At 57.6% G+C, this 18,754-nt stretch carries 17 protein-coding genes; 4 read left to right on the top strand and 13 right to left on the bottom strand.

The features are described 5' to 3' along the window. Positions 1–10: 10 nt before the first annotated feature. From ASF69_RS03740 to ASF69_RS23315, 3 genes are all read right to left on the bottom strand, one after another. Positions 11–889, bottom strand: coding sequence for a 50S ribosomal protein L11 methyltransferase (locus ASF69_RS03740; RefSeq protein WP_062585376.1), 879 nt, complete (start codon positions 887–889; stop codon positions 11–13). A gap of 94 nt (positions 890–983) precedes the next feature. Continuing rightward, entirely contained in the window at positions 984–1,583 is a 600-nt protein-coding gene (locus ASF69_RS03735; RefSeq protein WP_062585373.1) for an SCO family protein, read from the bottom strand. Between the two features lie 128 nt (positions 1,584–1,711). Next, positions 1,712–1,870: a hypothetical protein gene (locus tag ASF69_RS23315; protein WP_200939018.1), complete on the bottom strand. Its 159-nt coding sequence runs from the start codon at positions 1,868–1,870 to the stop codon at positions 1,712–1,714. 227 nt (positions 1,871–2,097) lie between these two features. On the opposite strand from ASF69_RS23315, the gene ASF69_RS03730 reads away from it, so the two are divergent. Further along, complete coding sequence (locus tag ASF69_RS03730; RefSeq protein ID WP_062585371.1) at positions 2,098–2,565, top strand: chemotaxis protein CheW; 468 nt, start codon at positions 2,098–2,100, stop codon at positions 2,563–2,565. A 136-nt stretch (positions 2,566–2,701) separates the two neighbouring features. Here ASF69_RS03730 and ASF69_RS03725 read toward each other — a convergent pair whose 3' ends face one another. Together ASF69_RS03725 and ASF69_RS03720 are read right to left on the bottom strand one after the other, a co-directional pair. Further along, complete coding sequence (locus ASF69_RS03725) at positions 2,702–3,187, bottom strand: CreA family protein (RefSeq protein WP_062585370.1); 486 nt, start codon at positions 3,185–3,187, stop codon at positions 2,702–2,704. Positions 3,188–3,253: 66 nt separating this feature from the next. Next, positions 3,254–3,844, bottom strand: a complete 591-nt coding sequence (locus tag ASF69_RS03720) for a 3'-5' exonuclease (protein ID WP_062585674.1) — start codon at positions 3,842–3,844, stop codon at positions 3,254–3,256. A 136-nt stretch (positions 3,845–3,980) separates the two neighbouring features. Here ASF69_RS03720 and ASF69_RS03715 point away from each other — a divergent pair, with 136 nt between their 5' ends. After that, the gene (locus tag ASF69_RS03715) at positions 3,981–4,898 is read left to right on the top strand and encodes a DMT family transporter (RefSeq protein ID WP_062585368.1); all 918 of its coding nucleotides are present in this window, start codon (positions 3,981–3,983) and stop codon (positions 4,896–4,898) included. Positions 4,899–4,904: 6 nt separating this feature from the next. Here the strand turns inward: ASF69_RS03715 and ligA are convergent, their stop codons facing one another. Beyond that, complete coding sequence (gene ligA, locus ASF69_RS03710) at positions 4,905–7,076, bottom strand: NAD-dependent DNA ligase LigA (protein WP_062585366.1); 2,172 nt, start codon at positions 7,074–7,076, stop codon at positions 4,905–4,907. A 112-nt stretch (positions 7,077–7,188) separates the two neighbouring features. Here ligA and ASF69_RS03705 point away from each other — a divergent pair, with 112 nt between their 5' ends. Next, positions 7,189–7,803 (top strand): LysE family translocator, encoded by a 615-nt coding sequence (locus ASF69_RS03705; RefSeq protein ID WP_062585364.1) that lies wholly within the window; start codon positions 7,189–7,191, stop codon positions 7,801–7,803. Positions 7,804–7,832: 29 nt separating this feature from the next. Here ASF69_RS03705 and recN read toward each other — a convergent pair whose 3' ends face one another. From recN to ASF69_RS03670, 7 genes are all read right to left on the bottom strand, one after another. Continuing rightward, positions 7,833–9,506 (bottom strand): DNA repair protein RecN, encoded by a 1,674-nt coding sequence (gene recN / locus ASF69_RS03700; protein WP_062585362.1) that lies wholly within the window; start codon positions 9,504–9,506, stop codon positions 7,833–7,835. Positions 9,507–9,522: 16 nt separating this feature from the next. After that, complete coding sequence (locus tag ASF69_RS03695; RefSeq protein WP_082469609.1) at positions 9,523–10,389, bottom strand: outer membrane protein assembly factor BamD; 867 nt, start codon at positions 10,387–10,389, stop codon at positions 9,523–9,525. Between the two features lie 248 nt (positions 10,390–10,637). Next, positions 10,638–11,597: a UDP-3-O-acyl-N-acetylglucosamine deacetylase gene (gene lpxC, locus ASF69_RS03690; protein ID WP_062585360.1), complete on the bottom strand. Its 960-nt coding sequence runs from the start codon at positions 11,595–11,597 to the stop codon at positions 10,638–10,640. 286 nt (positions 11,598–11,883) lie between these two features. Next, complete coding sequence (gene ftsZ, locus ASF69_RS03685; RefSeq protein ID WP_062585354.1) at positions 11,884–13,638, bottom strand: cell division protein FtsZ; 1,755 nt, start codon at positions 13,636–13,638, stop codon at positions 11,884–11,886. 93 nt (positions 13,639–13,731) lie between these two features. Continuing rightward, positions 13,732–15,063: a cell division protein FtsA gene (ftsA, locus tag ASF69_RS03680; RefSeq protein ID WP_062585353.1), complete on the bottom strand. Its 1,332-nt coding sequence runs from the start codon at positions 15,061–15,063 to the stop codon at positions 13,732–13,734. Next, positions 15,060–15,980 carry a cell division protein FtsQ/DivIB gene (locus ASF69_RS03675; protein ID WP_244475387.1) on the bottom strand — a complete coding sequence of 307 codons (921 nt, stop codon included), beginning with the start codon at positions 15,978–15,980 and terminating at the stop codon, positions 15,060–15,062. Before ASF69_RS03675 ends, ftsA begins: the two co-directional genes overlap by 4 nt. Next, positions 15,977–16,903 carry a D-alanine--D-alanine ligase gene (locus ASF69_RS03670; RefSeq protein ID WP_062585349.1) on the bottom strand — a complete coding sequence of 309 codons (927 nt, stop codon included), beginning with the start codon at positions 16,901–16,903 and terminating at the stop codon, positions 15,977–15,979. Before ASF69_RS03670 ends, ASF69_RS03675 begins: the two co-directional genes overlap by 4 nt. A 530-nt stretch (positions 16,904–17,433) precedes the next feature. Here ASF69_RS03670 and ASF69_RS03665 point away from each other — a divergent pair. After that, a complete protein-coding gene (locus ASF69_RS03665) occupies positions 17,434–18,738 on the top strand; it encodes an MFS transporter (protein WP_062585670.1) in 1,305 nt (434 codons plus the stop codon). Positions 18,739–18,754: the final 16 nt, after the last annotated feature.

Here is an 18,754-nt window from a genome sequence, read left to right as displayed (position 1 = left end):
CAACCGGTCGTCAGTCTTTGCGCAGATGGATTGTTACCCAGCCGTTGCGCCAGATGGTTTTGACATGGCTGAGATGCATCCCGTTATAAGCGGACAGCACCTTCCACCGCTGCGAAGCAAGAATGCCCGACAGAATGACGGTTCCGCCCGGCGCCAGGTGGGTCACCAGTTGCGGCGCCATCTTTATCAATGGGCGGGCAAGGATATTCGCGATGATAAGATCGAATGGTCCGTGCTTGCGGAAGGAATCCGAATGGAAGCCGGGCGCGGTTTCCAGTGACATTCCCGATACGATGCCGTTGAGCTTGGCATTTTCCTTCGCGACCTTGATGGCAACAGGATCGATATCCGTTGCCAATACCGGCACCGGCCGCATCTTGGCCACAGCGATTGCGAGGACGCCACTGCCGGTACCGAGATCCAGCGCGTTGCGAATGGTGCGAGACCGCAGGACCTGCTCGATCATTTCGAGACAACCCGCCGTGGTGCCATGGTGCCCGGTGCCGAAAGCCTGACCCGCTTCGATTTCGATGGCGAGATCGTTGATGCGAACCTTGTCGCGGTCGTGGGAACCATGGACGAGAAAGCGCCCTGCCCGGACGGGCGTCAGCCCCTCAAGCGATTTTGCAATCCAGTCGACATCGGGGATGATTTCACGCTCAAGGCTCAAATGGGGATAGCTGACCTTCAACGCCTCTTCGAAGCGGCTGCGCACATCCTCTTCCTCGGCAGCAAGAAGGTAGATCGAGGCTTCCCAGATATCCTTCTTCTCATCCACCTCGGTCGTGGCAATGGCGACGTCTTCTTCTCCAAACACCTCCGAAAGAAGATCCAGCACTTCTCCGGCCTGCGCTTCGGTGGTGGTTACAAAAAGACGAATCTCGCTCACGGCTTACGCTTCCTTGCATCGGTTTCAGCCGTCAGCCTTTGCCACAAATCTCCATGCAGTCCAATGGACATGCCGCGAGATTGTTGAGCCAAGATCAGCTCTTGGTAAGATTTTGCAGCTTTTGCACCGCGACATCAGGATTTTCGCCATAGGCAATGGTTCCGGCGAACCGCCCCTTGGCATCCAGCAGAATGACGGAGGCAGTGTGATCCATGGTGTAATCGCCGTTCGGGTCCTTTTCATCCACCGGCACCTTCTTGGCGTAGATGCGGTAGCCCTTCAGCGTATCTGCAATCTTGTCCGGCGTACCGGTAATGCCGGTAATACGCTTCGATACGTTGGATACATACTGATTGAGAATCTCAGGCGTATCGCGCTCGGGATCCACGGAAACGAAATAGGCCTGCATCTTGTCACCGGCGGGATCGATCTTCTCCATCCAGCCATTCAACTCGAACAGCGTTGTGGGGCAGACTTCCGGGCAGTGTGTGAAGCCAAAGAACAGGGCGGTCGGCTTGCCTTGAAATGCCTTTTCGGTGATCGGCTGACCGTTTTGCGCAACAAGCTGGAATGGAACGCCATAGACCTCTTCGACCATCTGATCACGGCTCTTGGTCAGCTCCATCGTCAACCAGCCCATGACACCGAGAAGGACGAGTACAGCACCCCAAAGAGCGATTCGAATATTCTTCATGGCATTTTCCGATCAGCCTAGAGCCAGCATCTCAGTGCTTCTAGCCCAAGCCACGTCATTTCAGCAATTCAAGAAAAGGTTCACCCCGCGAACCGCGCTGATTTGTCTCAAAATGCAGATGAAGTAGCTCAGAGACACCAGGCGATGCCGCTTTGCATGGCCGACAGAAATATGTCCGTGCCGTGCCGCATCCAGCCCTGAAACGTCAAAACAACGAGAAACAACGCCGTTACGGTTGCCAGTGCCGCAGCAAGAAATTTCATCGGACCGTGGGTTAAGACTTTCATGCCGCAAATATACTGCAAAAGCCTGGCAGGTGAAACAACGAAATACCCGCACCTGCGGTAGTTTACAGTCCGGCGTTAGGAAAAGTTTAAATTGTTTTTGAGCATGATGCTGACCAGCGGTTCGCTTTGAGCGCACGACATGACGTCAACGGGCATATGTCCGGCTCCGCATCACCTTCCAAATCTAATTCGGCCAGCCAAGAGAGCCGTCAGGAAAAGTTGCGACCATGTCGAACGCCATCAAACAATCCGGCGCATATCTTGAAATCGTTTCCTTCCATCTCGGCGATCAGGAATTTTGTATTGATATCATGGTGATCCGCGAAATTCGCGGCTGGGCACCCGTCACGCCGATGCCCCACACACCACCTTACGTCCTGGGCCTGATCAACTTGCGCGGTGCCGTTATTCCAGTCATCGATATGGCGTGCCGTCTGGGCATGAAGATGACGGAACCCTCCGAGCGTTCCGCAATCATCGTCACCGATATCGGCGGAAAGCTCGTTGGCCTGCTGGTTGAACAGGTTTCCGACATGATGACGATTCGCTCCGAAGACCTCCAGCCAGCACCGGAAATCATTCCAGAAGAGCAGCGCAATTTCTGCCGCGGCATCGTGGCGCTGGAAAAGAGCATGGTCTGCTTCCTCAACCTCGACACAGTCATCGCCGACGAGCTTTCGCGCGAAGCCGCTTGAGGCTAGTCCAATTCAATATGCATTACGAAAAACGGCGGGCCTGAAAGCTCGCCGTTTTGGTATTTGAAGCAGGGATGATCACGCCAGGCACGGCGTGGCACGCAGCTTAAAAAAGTGGCGGAAACACCTGAAAAACTTACGGTTTTCCGTTCTTCCACGTCACCGTCTGCCCATAGAGCGGAACCGTTGAAATTGCCATCTTGGCCGAACCATCCGTCAGTTCGCGCGTGTGAACCAGGTAGATCAGCGTATCATTGGCTTTGTCGTAGATGCGGTTGACGACCATTTTCTTCCAGACCAGGGACATGCCTTGGCGAAAGACTTCCTCGCCCTTCTTGCCGAGTTCGATGTCGCCGATCTCGACCGGACCTGTCTGACTGCAGGAAATCGCATTATTGGACGGATCCTCGAACCAGTTTCCGTTCTTGAGACGATCGATCACGCCTCTGTCGAAATAGGTTATGTGGCAGGTCACGCCCTTGACCTGAGGATCGGCAATCGCCTCTACGACGATGTCGTTGCCTGTCCAGTCTACGCCAACCTGGCCAACCACCTGCGCCTGTGCGGCAAACGGCAACAGACCAAGACCCGCAGCCAGCATGGAACGAAACGCTTTAGCCATTACCCTTATCCCCTTGATGAACTGACATAGAGATAGGTCTATGCGGCTGCACAACAAGGCTTGGGCCTAGCGTTTTCTCATGGTGCAGGGCGCATAGCCCGTGGCGTGGAGCCTGCCGGCCACCATTCCGATCTTTTCAGGAATGTGATGGATGTGGTCCACCGCAAGGGCCTTTGCCGCAGCAATCGATGCAGCCGCACAGACAACCGCATCTTCCGCCGCATTGTGGTGCACGAAGCGCAGTTGCAGATGATGCGCGATGATGTTGAGCTTGTGCGACGGCAGGGATGGCCAGACCTTCTGCGACATCTTCACGCTGCACAGATAGGAGAGCTGCGGGTAGCTCTGTCGGTACTTGTCGAAGCTTGCCCGCATGACGCTGAAATCGAACGCCGCATTATGGGCGATCATCGTCGAGTCGCGCAGATCGTCGGCAAACTCGTCCATCACCTCGGGGAACTCAGGCGCATCTTCCACATCATGCGGACGAATGCCATGAACCGCGATGTTAAAGGGAGAGAAGCGCATATCCCTGGGCCGAATCAGTCTTTCCTCGACCCGCACGATCTGTCCGTTCTCGATCCATGCAAGCCCGACGGAACAGGCGCTTCCGCGTTCTTCATTGGCGGTTTCGAAATCGATGGCGATGGTTTTCAAGTAGCGATTCCCGTTGGCTGCTTGCACGGCATAGAACAAACCCGAGAAAAAATGAACAGGCGAGCCGGATTCGGGTGGAACGGGGCAAGAGCAGCCGGTAGAGGCTTCTCATACGCCGCAAATGGGAGAACCCGACATGGCCGTGCAACAGCAGATGAATGCAAGAGAATGGGCGATGCTCGTCTTCCTGTCCCTGCTGTGGGGCGGATCGTTCTTTTTTGTCGGCGTTGCTGTCAAGGAACTACCGCCGCTGACCATTGTGATGCTGCGCGTATCCATCGCGGCACTCGCCCTTTTGACCGTCTGCAAGGTCATGGGCTACCGGCTGCCGAAAACGCCTGGTGTCATCCGCGCCTTCTTTGGCATGGGGCTTCTCAACAACATCATACCCTTCAGCCTCATCGTCTGGGGCCAAACCCATATTGCCAGCGGTGTCGCTTCCATTCTCAATGCCACCACGCCGCTCTTTACCGTCATCGTGGCCCACCTGCTGACGTCAGACGAAAAGATTTCGGTCAACAAATTCGCAGGCATCGTCATGGGCTTTGTAGGCGTGGCAACCATGATCGGTCCTGCCGCCCTGACCGGCGAAAGCTCCAGCCTTTGGGGTCAACTCGCCATTCTGGGAGCAGCAGTTTCCTATTCTTTTGCTGGCATTTTCGGTCGCCGCTTCAAGGCCATGGGCGTTGCGCCAATCGTCACCGCCACGGGGCAAATCTCAGCCTCGTCCCTCGTTCTCATTCCCGTTGCGCTCATCATCGACAAGCCCTGGCTGCTGCCGATGCCTAGCGGTGCTGCCTGGGGCGCGCTGTTTGGAATAGCGCTGCTTTCGACGGCGCTGGCCTACCTGATCTTCTTCCGCATCCTCTCCTCGGCGGGTGCCACCAACCTCGCTCTCGTCACCTTCCTCATCCCGGTGAGCGCAATCCTGATGGGATCTCTGGTCCTTGGCGAACAGCTGGAGGCAAAGCATTTCATCGGAATGGCAATGATTGCTGCCGGGTTGCTGGCGATGGACGGTCGGCTGTTTCGCAGAAAACAGGCAGCGCAATAACCGGTTTCACCCGCCGATCAGCGCCAGCCACTCATCCTCATCCATTGTCTGCACACCGAGTTCCCGCGCCTTGTCCAGCTTGGAGCCAGCGCCCGGCCCTGCAACCACGTAATCGGTTTTCTTGGAGACGGAACCGGCCACCTTGGCACCCAGACTTTCAGCGCGCGCCTTTGCCTCATCGCGGGTGAACTTCTCCAGCGAGCCGGTGAAGACCACCGTCTTGCCCGCCACAGGGCTGCCATCTGTCGTTGGCTTTTCAGCCTCTTTCGGCCTCAGTTCCTTCATCAGCCGGTCGATGACGTCGAGATTGCGCGGTTCCCTGTAGAATTCCACGATAGCGCGGGCCATGACCTCGCCAATGCCCTCGACGCTATTGAGTTCGGCCCAGGCATCGCCGGCCGGATCGGCTGCAGCTTTCATAGCTTCTTCGAAATGATCATAGGTACCGTAGGTGCGCGCCAAAAGCTTGGCTGTCGTTTCCCCCACATGGCGGATACCGAGCGCGAAAATTAGCCGATGGAGATCGATCTCGCGCCGCGCATCGATGGCATCGAAGAGTTTTTTCACGCTGACCTTGCCGAAGCCATCGATATTCTCCAGCTTGGCAAGCGACTTTTCCTGCCTCGCCTTCAATGTGAAGATGTCAGGCGCAGTCTTGATGGACAAAGCCGGGTCTTCGCTTTCGAAGAAGAAATCGATCTGCTTGGTACCGAGCCCCTCGATATCGAAGGCATTGCGCGAGACGAAGTGCTTGAGGTGCTCCTTTGCCTGTGCAGAGCAGGCGAAACCGCCGGTACAGCGGGTGACGGAGTCGAGCTTGCCGGTTTTTTCGTTGCGCTCGCGCACCGCGTGACTGCCGCAGACCGGGCATTGCTTGGGAAACTCATATCGCTTCGAACCGGCATCACGCTTTTCCAGCAGCACATCCAGCACCTGCGGAATGACATCGCCCGCCCGCTGCACGATGACGGTATCGCCAACACGGATGTCATGCTCTTCCGGGCGGATCCGCTCGCCATTGTTGCCGATGCCCTCGATGTAATCGGCATTGTGCAGCGTGGCGTTGGTCACGACCACACCACCAACGGTAATCGGGGTCAGGCGTGCAACGGGGGTCAGCGCGCCGGTGCGGCCTACCTGTATTTCGATCTTCTCAACCGTCGTGAAAGCCTGCTCCGCCGGGAACTTGTGTGCTGTTGCCCAGCGCGGACTGCGCGAACGGAAGCCGAGCCGTTCCTGCAGGTCCAGCCGGTCGACCTTGTAGACGACACCATCGATATCGTAATCGAGGTCAGGCCGGGCGATGCCGATTTCCTGATAATGTTCAATCAGTTGCTGGCCGGACGTGAATCTCTTCATAAACGAATTGACCGGAAATCCCCATTCCCGAAACTTTTCGACAATACCAAACTGAGTGTCGGCAATGCGCGTGGGTTGCCCGCCATTGGACACTTCACCGAGGGCATAGGCAAAGAAGCGCAACTTGCGCCGCGCGGTCACATTCGCGTCCAGCTGCCGCAGCGAGCCGGAGGCGGTGTTGCGCGGGTTTACGTAAGTCTGTTTGCCCTCGGCTTCCATCTGCGCATTGAGCGCCAGAAAGTCGCTCTTGGCCATATAGACCTCGCCACGCACCTCCACCACATCAGGCACGCCCTTCGGCAGGGTGTTGGGAATTTCCTTGATGGTGAGGATGTTGGCCGTGACATTCTCGCCCGTGGTGCCATCGCCCCGCGTGGCAGCCGTCGTCAATCGTCCCGCCTCATACCGGATAGACATGGAGAGGCCATCGATCTTCGGCTCCGCAGTAAAGGCAATCGAATCGTCAGGCATGTTGCCGAGGAAGCGATAGACCGAAGCCACGAAATCCCGCACGTCATCATCGGAAAACGTATTGTCGAGCGAAAGCATGGGCCGCGCATGGACGATAGGCGCGAAAGTTGGCAGCGGCGTAAAGCCGACCTTCTTGGAAGGGCTGTCTGCACGCACCAGATCGGGAAATGCAGCCTCGATGGCATCGTTGCGGCGCTTTAGCGCATCATACTCGGCATCCGAAACCTCCGGTGCGTCCTTGCCATGGTAGAGCGCATCATGCCGCGCAAGCTCTGCCGCAAGAAAGGCAAGCTCGGCAGACGCCTCAAGCTCGGACAGTTTTTCCACCGGGATTTGATCTTGGGACATGGAGCAGGCCTCGTGCAGGAATCGAAATTGTTTTTACCGCAGCCTGCCCACTTTTCAACGTTAAGCTTTCGCGTAATCTGATTTCCGGGAGTGAGCAGCAAGGGGTACGAGCATGGACTTGACGACGCTTATTGCATTCGCCGCTGCCTTCTTCGTTTTTGCAGCCAGCCCTGGGCCCGATAATATGACCATTGTCGCGCGGACCATTACCCATGGTGCGGCGTCCGGCCTTGCCTATGGTGCCGGTACGGTTGCCGGCATCCTCATCTTTCTCGCGCTCGCCGCCCTCGGCCTCTCGGTTCTGGCAGCCGAGATGGGCACGGTGATGGCTGTGCTGCGCTATGCGGGAGCAGCCTACCTGATCTGGATGGGCATCAAATTGTGGACGGCAGAACCGGTCGTGCCGGAATTGCATGCCGTGAAAGCGCGGGGCAGCCTGTTATCGATCTTCATGACGGGCATGGCGCTCAATCTCGGCAATCCCAAAATGCCACTGTTTTATGTTGCGCTGCTGCCCAATGTTGTCGGAGCATCGCTGACGGTCGATCATCTGGCTGTGCTGGCGGGCGTTATTCTGTCTGTTGAAGTCATCGTCATCGGCGGCCATGTCGCGCTTGCCGTCAGAGCCCGCAGTTTGTTGCGCTCGGAAAAAATCGTGCGGCGGGTCAACCGCACGGCAGGAGGCGTGATGATCGGTTCAGGCGTGGCAGTTGCCGTCAGCCGCTAGGGCGTATCCTTTTTTAAAACGGAAACGCCTTAATCCTGCGCTGCGAGCAGCTTGGCTGCCGCAGCCCTCGCCTCATCCGTAACGGAAGCACCGGCCAGCATACGGGCAATCTCTTCGGTGCGATGCTCAGGCTGCATGGTGGCGACGCGGGTGGCGATGCGCTCCGTGCCATCGCCGGACGGCCCTTTGGAAATCAGCAGATGGGTACCGGCGCGCGCAGCCACCTGCGGCGCATGGGTAACGGAAAGAACCTGCACGGTTTTCGACAGGCGCTTTAGGCGCTGGCCGATAGCATCCGCCACCGCGCCACCAACACCGGTATCGATTTCATCAAAGACCAGCGTGGGGGCTGAGCCTCGGTCGGCAAGGGCCACCTTGAGCGCCAACAGGAAGCGCGAAAGCTCGCCACCGGAGGCCACTTTCATGATGGGGCCGGGACGCGTGCCCGGGTTGGTCTGGACGTGGAATTCGACCACATCAATACCATCGGCCGTGGCAGCGGAAGGGTCGCTGGTGACCTCGACAGTGAAACGGGCGCGCTCAAGCTTCAATGCCGGCAATTCCGCCATGACCGCATCGGAAAGAGCCGAGGCCGCATTCTGGCGCTTCTCCGAAAGCGATTGAGAGGCGCGATCAAAATCGGACTTTACGACGCCAAGATGCTTTTCGAGCTGCGCCAGCTTTTCCTCGCCCGCATCCAGATCCGCAAGATCCGCCACCATGCGCTCTGCAAGCGCCGGAAGCTCTGTGACCGGTACGGAATATTTGCGGGCCGCAGCACGCAGTGCAAAGAGCCGCTCTTCCACGCGCTCCAGCTCACGCGGATCGAACTCGGTACGGCGCAGCGCACTTTCGACTTCCATCTGAGCATTGGAAAGATTGTCCAGCGCGGCGTCCAACAGTTGAACGGTTTCTTCCAGCAAGCCCGGAGCTTCATGGCTCTTGCGCTCAAGACGCCGCATCATCGAAGCAATCATCGGAACGGGCGAGGCGTTGCCGTTTAGAAATTCACTCGCCTCGGCGATATCGCCAGCAATGCGTTCAGACTTCTGCATCACAGCCCGGCGCTCGGCAAGCTCATCCTCTTCGCCATCGCGTGGCGACAGCACCTCAAGCTCCTCGACGGAAGACCTGAGATAATCCGCCTCGCGGGCCGCAGCCTCCACCTTGGCGCGGTGCGTTTTCAGGCCGCGCTCTGCATCCTTCCAGATGCGGTAGAGTGACTGCACTGAGGCAACCTCATCCGTGAGACCCGCAAAGGCATCCAGAAGCGTGCGGTGGGCATTTGTATCGACCAGGGCCCGGTCATCATGCTGGCCATGGATTTCGACCATGTGCTGCCCAAGCTGGCGCATGAGCTGCACGGAAACGGCCTGGTCATTGATGTAGGCTTTGGTCCGGCCATCGGCAGACTGGACACGGCGAAAGATCAGGTCGCCATCGTCATCAAGTGCATTTTCGCGAAGAAGCGCGCGCGCGGGATGATCCATGCCCACTTCGAACGTCGCGGTAACCTGGCCCTTGTCTTCACCATGGCGCACAAGTCCGCCATCGCCGCGCCCACCGAGGGCCAGCGAGAGACTGTCGAGAAGAATCGATTTACCAGCGCCCGTCTCACCAGTCAGCACGGAAAGACCGGCCTCGAACCCAAGGTCGAGCCGTTCGATCAGAACGATATCGCGGATCGATAGCTGGACCAGCATGGCTTACGCTCTGTCCTCAGGCTCCCACCAGTTTTTTACCGGCGCGAGAAATCCAGGATTCCTTGTTCTCGCGAGGCTCAAGCCCCTGCCCCTTGAGGAGCTTGTACGAGTCTTGATACCATTCGCTGTCAGGGTAGTTGTTGCCGAGAACCGCCGCTGCCGTCTGCGCTTCGTCTGCCAGACCCATCGCATAATAGGCTTCGGTCAGACGTGCCAGGGCTTCTTCGATCTGGTTGGTGTTCTGGTACTGCTCCACAACGATGCGGAAGCGGGAAACAGCTGCCAGATATTCCTTGCGCTCAAGGTAATAACGGCCGACCTGCATTTCGCGACCAGCGAGCTGGTCACGCGCAAAGCGGATTTTTGCCTGCGCATCGGCGACATATTCCGAATCAGGGTAATCGGTGACCACCTTGTTCATCGCTTCGATCGTGCGCTGTGCAGCGCGCTGATCCTGCGTGACGTCGGCGATCTGCTTGGAATAGGCAAGACCGATCATGTACTGAACATAAGCCGCGTCTTTTGCGCGCGGATACTGCTTGAGAAAGCGCGTACCGGACGAAATCGCCACATCATTCTTGTTCTGGCGGGTTGCGATGAAGGTGTTCATCACGAGAGCCTTCTGGCCCCACTCCGTGAAGGGATACTGCTTGTCGATAGCGGAAAACTTGCGACCAGCCTCGGTCATGTTGCCAGCATTCATGTTGGCAAGACCCTGCTTGTACAGAACGTCCGGCGGATCGGTCTCAACGCCAAGCTTGGTGATGTCGATATCGGGGTCAGACTGGCAGGATGTTACCAGCGTTCCGGCGCCAATCAGCATCAGCGATACGAGAGCTCCCCGCACCGTACCATTCATCGCACCAGACACTACACGCTTCATTCGTCAGTTCCCACTTCCTGCGTAAATACAGAACATCGGCTTTTCCAGTGGCGTTTCTAGCCATAAAAGCGTCTGCAGGGCAACGCAATGATGACGCAATAACGCATTTTTATGGCATGGCGACCTGAAGCTGATGATTATCTCTGCCCCGAGAGCGCGTTTTTGCCTCTGTTACTCGCTTAAACCTACTCATCGACATGCAAAAAAGCCGCCCGGAAGGACGGCTTTCAATTTCCAGATTATATTGATTACGCAGACCAGGGCGCAAACTCAGGCTGCTGCACAGCTACGAATTCCCGAGCCCGGACAACGGGATGACGGGCAGCAGGTGCCTCGACAATTTCATAAGCCGTCGGATCGCTCAGCAATGCCTTCAATGCATTGGCATTGACCTTGTGACCACCGCGATAGGAACGGTAGCAACCGATGAACTGCGCGCCCGCAAGCGCCAGGTCGCCAACGGCATCCAGCGTCTTGTGACGGACGAACTCGTCCTTCTCGTAACGCAGGCCTTCCATGTTAATGACAGTGTGATCATCGGAAATGACGACGGAATTCTCAAGTGCAGAGCCAAGCGCGTAACCGGCAGCCCACAGGCGCTCAACATCCCGCATGAAGCCGAAGGTGCGTGCACGCGACAGCTCGTTCTTGAAGGTCTCGGCAGTAAGATCACCCTGCCAGATCTGGCGGCCGATCAGCGGCGTGTCGAAATCGATCTCGACCTCGAACCGCGTGCCGTCATAGGGGCGGAATTCGGCCCAGGAGGCACCGGCTTCGATGCGCACCGGCTTGGTCACCCTGATGTAGCGACGCTTCACACCAAGGTTCTTGATGCCAACCGATTCGATGGCTTCGATGAATGGCGCGGAGCTGCCGTCCATGATCGGAACTTCGGGACCATCGACTTCAACGATGAGATTGTCGATACCCATTGCATAGATGCCCGCCATGACGTGCTCGACAGTGGCGATCGACTCAGGGAGCGAGCGACCGATAACCGTGCAGAGATCCGTATTGCCGACATTGGCGGATACGGCCTTGAGCTCGACCGAGGTTCCATTTTCATACTGGCGGCTGAAAACGATGCCTGTACCCGCTTCCGCTGGCTGGAAGGTCATGGACACCGGATTGCCCGAATGAACGCCAATGCCCTTGAGCTGAACAGGATTGGCGATAGTTGTCTGGAAACCGAGCAGTCCGATGGTCATGCGAGTATAGCCTTTTCGTGCGGACCTGCCTGCTACACCGGCGCGATCCGAATTTCAACCGAGGGAAATAAACACGAGCCGTGCCGTGTTCCATCCTCGTCTCATGCTCATACATACGCACTGTTCGTGGCCATCTCAAATCACTGTTAATGTCGCTTTGTAACAGACACAACGCATTGAAAAAGCTTGTGGAAAAGCAGCGTGGCAGATGTCATGAAACTGAAATACCCGGGCGCTTTCGAGCCCGGGTACCACATCGTGCAAAGTCACGACTCTGTTTATGCCATCAGTTCGACTGGCGGCGAAGGAAGGCTGGAATTTCCAGCTGATCGTCTTCGTGCTGGCTGGCGGAAGATGGCGTCTGGCGGCCATGATCATCCAGATTGCCGCGGCGTGGTGCATAGAGGCTTGCCTCTTGCGACAGCGGACGGCGCTGCTGTGGAGCCATGCTCGGCGCGTCCATCATGTCGGAAGGAACGGATTCCTCTTCTTCACGACGGCCAAGCGAGTTGGTGATCCGCTTGAGAAGACCCATCGGGCCACGCTCTTCCGGAACCGCAGAGGCCGGGTGGGCGCGGTGATCCATCTCAGCCTTCACGACTGGAGGAAAATCCTCGACCTTGGGCATACGGACCGGCTCAGGCGCACGGGCGACTGGAGCGGGCTCGTGGTAAACCGGCGCCGGGGCCTGCTGCATACGTGGAGCAGGTGCTGCGACCTGTTCCGGGGCATGATAGGCAGGCGCCGGGGCGGCGTGCACCGGTGCTGCGGGGCGAGCAGCAACCGGTGCTTCCGCTGGAGCAGAAGCGAACAGCTTGCTCTGGGGACGGAATTCGGCTTCTGCCTGGGCCTGACGAAGCTGCTGTTCAGCAGCGGCCAGTGCCAGCTCCCGTTCCATTTCGACTTCAGCCGAACGGATGGTCTGGGCGATAGGGTCTACGGTCTTTGGTGCCTGCGAGACTGCGGCAGGCTGAACTGCGGCCGGAGCAGAAGCAACGGCCGCGGAAGGACGGATAACTGGCTTTGCAGCGGCAGCAGCACGCATTTCCGCGATGTTCTGTTCCATCTGGCCAGGTACACGGTCGATGCCGGTGGCAACGACGGAGACGCGGATGAGGCCTTCGAGAGCTTCATCGAAGGTTGCGCCGAGGATGATGTTCGCATCCGGATCGACTTCTTCGCGAATACGTGTCGCAGCTTCGTCCACTTCGAACAGGGTCATGTCGCGACCACCGGTGATGGAGATCAGGAGACCCTGCGCACCCTTCATCGATGTTTCGTCCAGCAGCGGGTTTGCAATCGCGGCTTCGGCAGCCTGCATTGCACGGCCCTGGCCGGAAGCCTCGCCGGTACCCATCATTGCACGGCCCATTTCGCGCATGACCGAGCGAACGTCGGCGAAGTCGAGGTTGATAAGACCTTCCTTCACCATCAGATCGGTGATGCAGGCAACGCCCGAATAGAGAACCTGGTCAGCCATTGCGAAGGCATCGGCAAAGGTCGTCTTGTCGTTGGCAATACGGAAGAGGTTCTGGTTCGGAATAACGATCAGCGTATCGACGGACTTCTGCAGTTCCTCGATGCCCTGTTCGGCCAGACGCATACGGCGACCGCCTTCAAAGTGGAAAGGCTTGGTCACGACGCCAACCGTCAGAATGCCCTTGTTGCGGGCAGCCTGTGCAACGACTGGAGCAGCACCGGTGCCGGTACCACCGCCCATGCCGGCTGTGACGAAGCACATATGCGTGCCGTTCAGGTGGTCGATGATTTCATCGATGCACTCTTCGGCAGCAGCGCGACCGACTTCAGGCTGGGAACCGGCGCCGAGACCTTCGGTAACGTTGACGCCGAGCTGGATGACCCGGTCTGCCTTCGTCATCGTCAGAGCCTGTGCATCCGTGTTGGCAACGACAAAGTCGACGCCCTGGAGGCCAGCCGTGATCATGTTGTTGACAGCGTTACCGCCGCCACCGCCAACGCCGAAAACGGTGATGCGTGGCTTCAGCTCGGTGATATCCGGCTTTTGCAGCTGTATCGTCATAATAACATTCCTTCTTTCTCTGGCCGCATCGCCCCGCAGGCCAATTCTTAATCAAACTTCACTCAGTCCTCTGTCGGTTACTCGAGACAGAGGTCAGAAACTTTCCTTCAGCCATTGCCCTACGCGGGCAATCCGGCCGCTACCCGTTCCGAACGGCGAGAACATTCCGCTCTGCGCCGCATGGATTTCGATGTCCGCGATCTGCGGATAAATCATCAGCCCGCAGGCTGTAGAAAAGGCCGGGCCCTTGGCCGCGACCGGCAGACCGGACACGCCCATCGGGCGGCCGATACGTACATTGCGGGCCAGAATGCGCCGCGCCGTTTCAGGCAGACCGGTCAGCTGGCTGGCGCCACCCGTCAGAACCACGCGCTTGCCGACAATCGGGCTGAATCCCGATTTCTGGATACGGTCGCGAATGAGTTCCAATGTTTCTTCGATTCGTGCCCGAACGATGCGGCTGACAAGCGCCCGCGAAACCTGCGAAGGCTGGTCGCGGTCGTCCTCTCCGATAGGCGGCACGGCGATCAGATCGCGATCATCCGCTCCATTGGCGAGTGCAGACCCGTGCACCACCTTCAAACGCTCGGCATCTTCGATGCGCGTGGACAGACCACGCGCCAGATCCGTGGTGACATGATGACCGCCAAGACCAATGGCGTCGGTATGGACAAGACGACCTTCGGCGAAAACCGAAATCGTCGTCGTGCCGCCGCCCATGTCGATGGCAGCACAGCCAAGCTCGACTTCATCATCCACCAGAGCCGCAAGGCCGCTGGCATAAGGGGTCGCAACAATGCCCTCGACAGACAAGTGAGCGCGGTTGATGCACAATTCCAGGTTCTTCAGCGCGGTGCGCTCGGCTGTCACCACATGCATGTCCACGCCCAGCATATCGCCATACATGGAAAGCGGATCACGAATGCCGCGCTCACCATCCAGCGAATAGCCTGTTGGCAGCGAGTGCAGAATGGCGCGATCCTGCCGCAGCGATTGCTGGCTTGCGGCGATCAGAACCTTGCGAAGATCGCCCGATTCGACTTCCTGGCCGCCCAGATCGATGCTGGCCGTATAGATGTCGCTGGCCAAACGCCCTGCAGAGACATTCACGATCAGGCTGTCAACGGTCAAACCTGCCATGCGCTCGGCTGCATCAACAGCCAGACGAATGACGCCTTCCAGCGCATCCAGATCGGCAATGACGCCGGACTTCACACCGCGCGAACGCTGGTGGCCAATGCCGATGACCTCGACCTTGTGCGTGCGGCCCGGCAGAACTTCGGTTTCCTCACGCGGAGTGAGACGACCGATCATGCAAACGACCTTTGTCGAACCGATATCGAGGACCGACACCACATGACTGCGCTTCGAAGACAAAGGCTTCAGGCGCGGAAGGCCGAAATGGGAAGAACCGAAAAAGCTCATGTGTTCTTCTCCGCAGCCTTGAGTGCCTTCGAACGTGCTTCGACCGCCTTCTGGCGGCGCTCTGCCGCACCTTCGGTCAATTGAACCGTGGTGCGGTCCGGCAGGCGCAGATCAACCGCCGCGACATCACGCGAAAGAACCTTTTCTTCCATGTCCATGCGAGAAAGCAGTTGCAGCGCCTTCGGCACGTTTTCTTCCGGCAGCTTGACCACGATGCCGTTGTCCAGATGCAAATCCCAGCGGCGTCCGGCGATGCGAACATAGGCCCGCACGCGGTTGCGGATTTCAGGCCAGTCGGCCAGTTCATCGACGAAGCCTGCGGCACCGGTTTCGGCATCGCGACCGACAAACAGCGGCAATCCGGCATATTTATTATCGCGCAGCGGAGCGATCACGCTGCCGCTCTTTTCAATGAGCGACAGTTCCGAACCGTGCTGCCAGATGCCGAAAGCCTGCCGCTCCTTCAAGCGAACCTCGATCGTCTTCGGGTAGATCTTGCGAACATCGACGTCCTCTACCCAGGGAAGCTCGGTCAGCTTCTTGCGGGCAGCATTGACATCAAGCGCGATCAACGAGGTTGCGCCATCCAGCCCGAGCAGCTGGAAGACATCGATTTCAGATGTCTGGATGTTGCCAGAAACCTTGACGTCTTCAATGGCAAACCCGGCGGCGGATGTTGTCGCCTGCGCAACGACATCCGTATGGCCGCCCAGAGACATGCCATAGAGACCGATCACGGAAAAGAAGCCAACGGTGGCAAGCGTTCCCGTGTGGGCGGGAATGTGAATACGCCCGGTCGCCAGCGAAACGATGAAGCGAAAGCCCTTGCGAAACGGGCGTGGCAGAACCATCCGCTCGTCAGTGGACCCCGAGGCGAATTGCTCGCGCTTTCTTGCTGCCGACTTTTTGCCTGCTATCGCGAACACGAAGCGTCCTCCACCATCCAGCGGACCAGCTCACCGAAGGAGCGTCCTGCATGAGCTGCCATTTCCGGCACAAGGGAGGTTGGCGTCATGCCTGGCTGAGTATTGACCTCCAGCCAGATAAGTTCGCCTTCTTCTGAGAAACGATCGTCGTAGCGGAAGTCGGAACGGCTCACGCCACGGCAGCCAATCACCTGATGCGCCATGACCGCCAATGATTGGATTTTTTGGTAAATTTTCGGTGAAATTTCCGCCGGAATGATGTGTTTTGAACCACCTTTGGCGTATTTCGCATCATAATCATAAAAGGCGTGGCCCATCGGCAAAACCTCGGTCACGCCCAAGGCTTCGCCATTCATGACGCCGCAGGTAAACTCGCGTCCGGCAATGTAGCGCTCGGCCATGACCTCGTCGCCATAGCGCCATTCCGCAGATCCCAAAATCTGTGGCGGATGAGACTGGTCTTCCTTGACGATGACGACACCGAAGCTGGAGCCTTCGCGCACAGGCTTGACGACGTAAGGTGGATCAAGCGGATGCTTGTTGCCGATATCGAAACGATTAAGAATTTTCTCTGGCGCAACGGGAATGCCTGCTGCCGCCGCAATCTTCTTCGCGAGCGACTTGTTCATCGCCAGCGAAGAGGCAAGAACGCCGGAATGGGTATAGGGAATTTCGAGATATTCGAGGATACCCTGGATGGTGCCATCTTCCCCATAGGGGCCGTGGAGGGCGTTGAAAGCGACATCGGGACGCAAGGCAGCCAGCGTTGCGGCGATATTGCGATCCACATCGACACGCGTAACCTTGTAGCCCTCGCCTTCGAGAGCCGATGCGCAAGCCTCTCCCGATGAGAGGCTGACCGGCCGCTCCGAAGAAAACCCACCCATAAGAACAGCTACGTGTTTGCCGCTCATGAAAACCTCTGACACAAAAATCACATGAACGAGATCAGCAGAACCTTCGTCAGCCCTGCGATTCTCTCGCCCGCTCCGTTACCATTCACTAAGCGCCATTAAGGTTAATGAAGTGTTTACTTTCGTTAACCAGTGGCGCCCATGATGCGATTTTTCTTAAAGAATCACATGAGGCCCGGATTCCTTCCTTGGAATCAGAGAGTTGCAGCCAATGCAAGATTCAGAATTGCAGGCAGGCGAAATAAAATTCTTGCGCGGGCGCAAAGCCACCCGGAGAAAAGCAAGGCTGATTCGTTAACGGACGGCATTTTTCCCCAACCAATTTTGGGTCAGAAAACCTCTTTGAAAGGCTGCCGCTGTTTCCCGGAAAAACAGACCAGACCTCTGCCTTCCAATGCATTTCGCCGCCGGAACCCGTCATTTTTTACAAATTATTGCGCTTAAGGCGTTTCAAACGTCTGAAAATTGCGTTAACGCAGCACAATCTCTTCCCAGAGTGATAAGTGTTACTTAACAATGGAACCCATATGATGACCGACGCGATATCTCCCGTATCGCCGCCCGCTGACAATGCGAACGATGTAAAGACAAATTCGCCTGCACGAGTTCTTACTGCCAGCGTGGTCGGCACGACCATCGAGTTTTTCGATTTCTACGTTTATGCGACCGCAGCAGTGCTCGTGTTCCCGACGTTGTTCTTCCCCAACAACGATCCGATGACCGCGCTTCTTGCGTCATTTGCGACTTTCTCCATCGCCTTCTTCGCACGTCCACTCGGGGCCGTCGTATTCGGCCATTATGGCGACCGCATCGGGCGCAAAACGACGCTCGTTGCAGCACTGCTGACCATGGGCGTGTCCACCGTCATCATCGGCCTGCTGCCGACCTATGAGACTGTTGGCGTGATGGCACCTCTGCTGCTGGCACTTTGCCGCTTCGGTCAGGGCTTCGGCCTTGGTGGTGAATGGGGTGGCGCGGTTCTGCTGGCAACGGAAAATGCACCTCCGGGCAAGCGCAGCTGGTACGGCATGTTCCCGCAGCTGGGCGCGCCGCTTGGTCTCTTTCTCTCTTCCGGCGTCTTCTGGATCCTGCTGCACTTCATGTCTCAGGAAGCCCTTCTCAGCTGGGGATGGCGCATTCCCTTCGTCGCATCGATCATCCTGATCGCTGTCGGCCTTTGGGTGCGTCTTTCCATCACCGAAACACCGGCCTTCCAGAAAGCAATCGACAAGCAGGAACGCGTTGCAGTGCCTGTTGCGGAGCTTTTCCGCAATCACAAGCGCAGCCTCGCGCTTGGCACCTTCGTTGCTCTGGCCACCTTCGTGCTGTTCTACATCGGCACAGCCTATCTGCTTTCCTACAACGTCAAGGTCCTGAAGATTCCCTTCCTTGATGCGCTGGAAGTGCAGATCCTGGGCTCCATCCTCTTCGGCATCTTCATTCCCATCGCTGGAAAGCTGGCAGAACGCTTCGGCCGTCGTGAAGTCCTGATTGCAACGACCGTATTGATCGCTGCCTTCTCCTTCCTGCTGCCGAGCCTTATGACAAGCGGCGAAGGCTCCATCTTCATCTTCGCGGCCCTCTCCATGGCGCTCATGGGCATGACATATGGCTTGATCGGAACGGCTCTGGCCGCCCCCTTCCCGACATCCGTGCGCTACACGGGTTCGTCCATCACCTTCAACATGGCTGGCATTTTCGGTGCGTCGCTTGCGCCCTACATCGCCACCTCGCTGCAGGTGAATTACGGCATGAGCTATGTCGGTTACTATCTCTGCGTCGCCGCGCTCATCACGCTGGCCTGCATCTTCATGTCCGGCAAAAACGAAGTCTGAACCGGAATCAAACACA

This window comes from Rhizobium sp. Leaf311, from assembly GCF_001423445.1.
Lineage (GTDB): Bacteria > Pseudomonadota > Alphaproteobacteria > Rhizobiales > Rhizobiaceae > Agrobacterium.
Note: the sequence above shows the minus strand (reverse complement) of the source record. Positions and strands in the feature narration are given on the sequence as shown.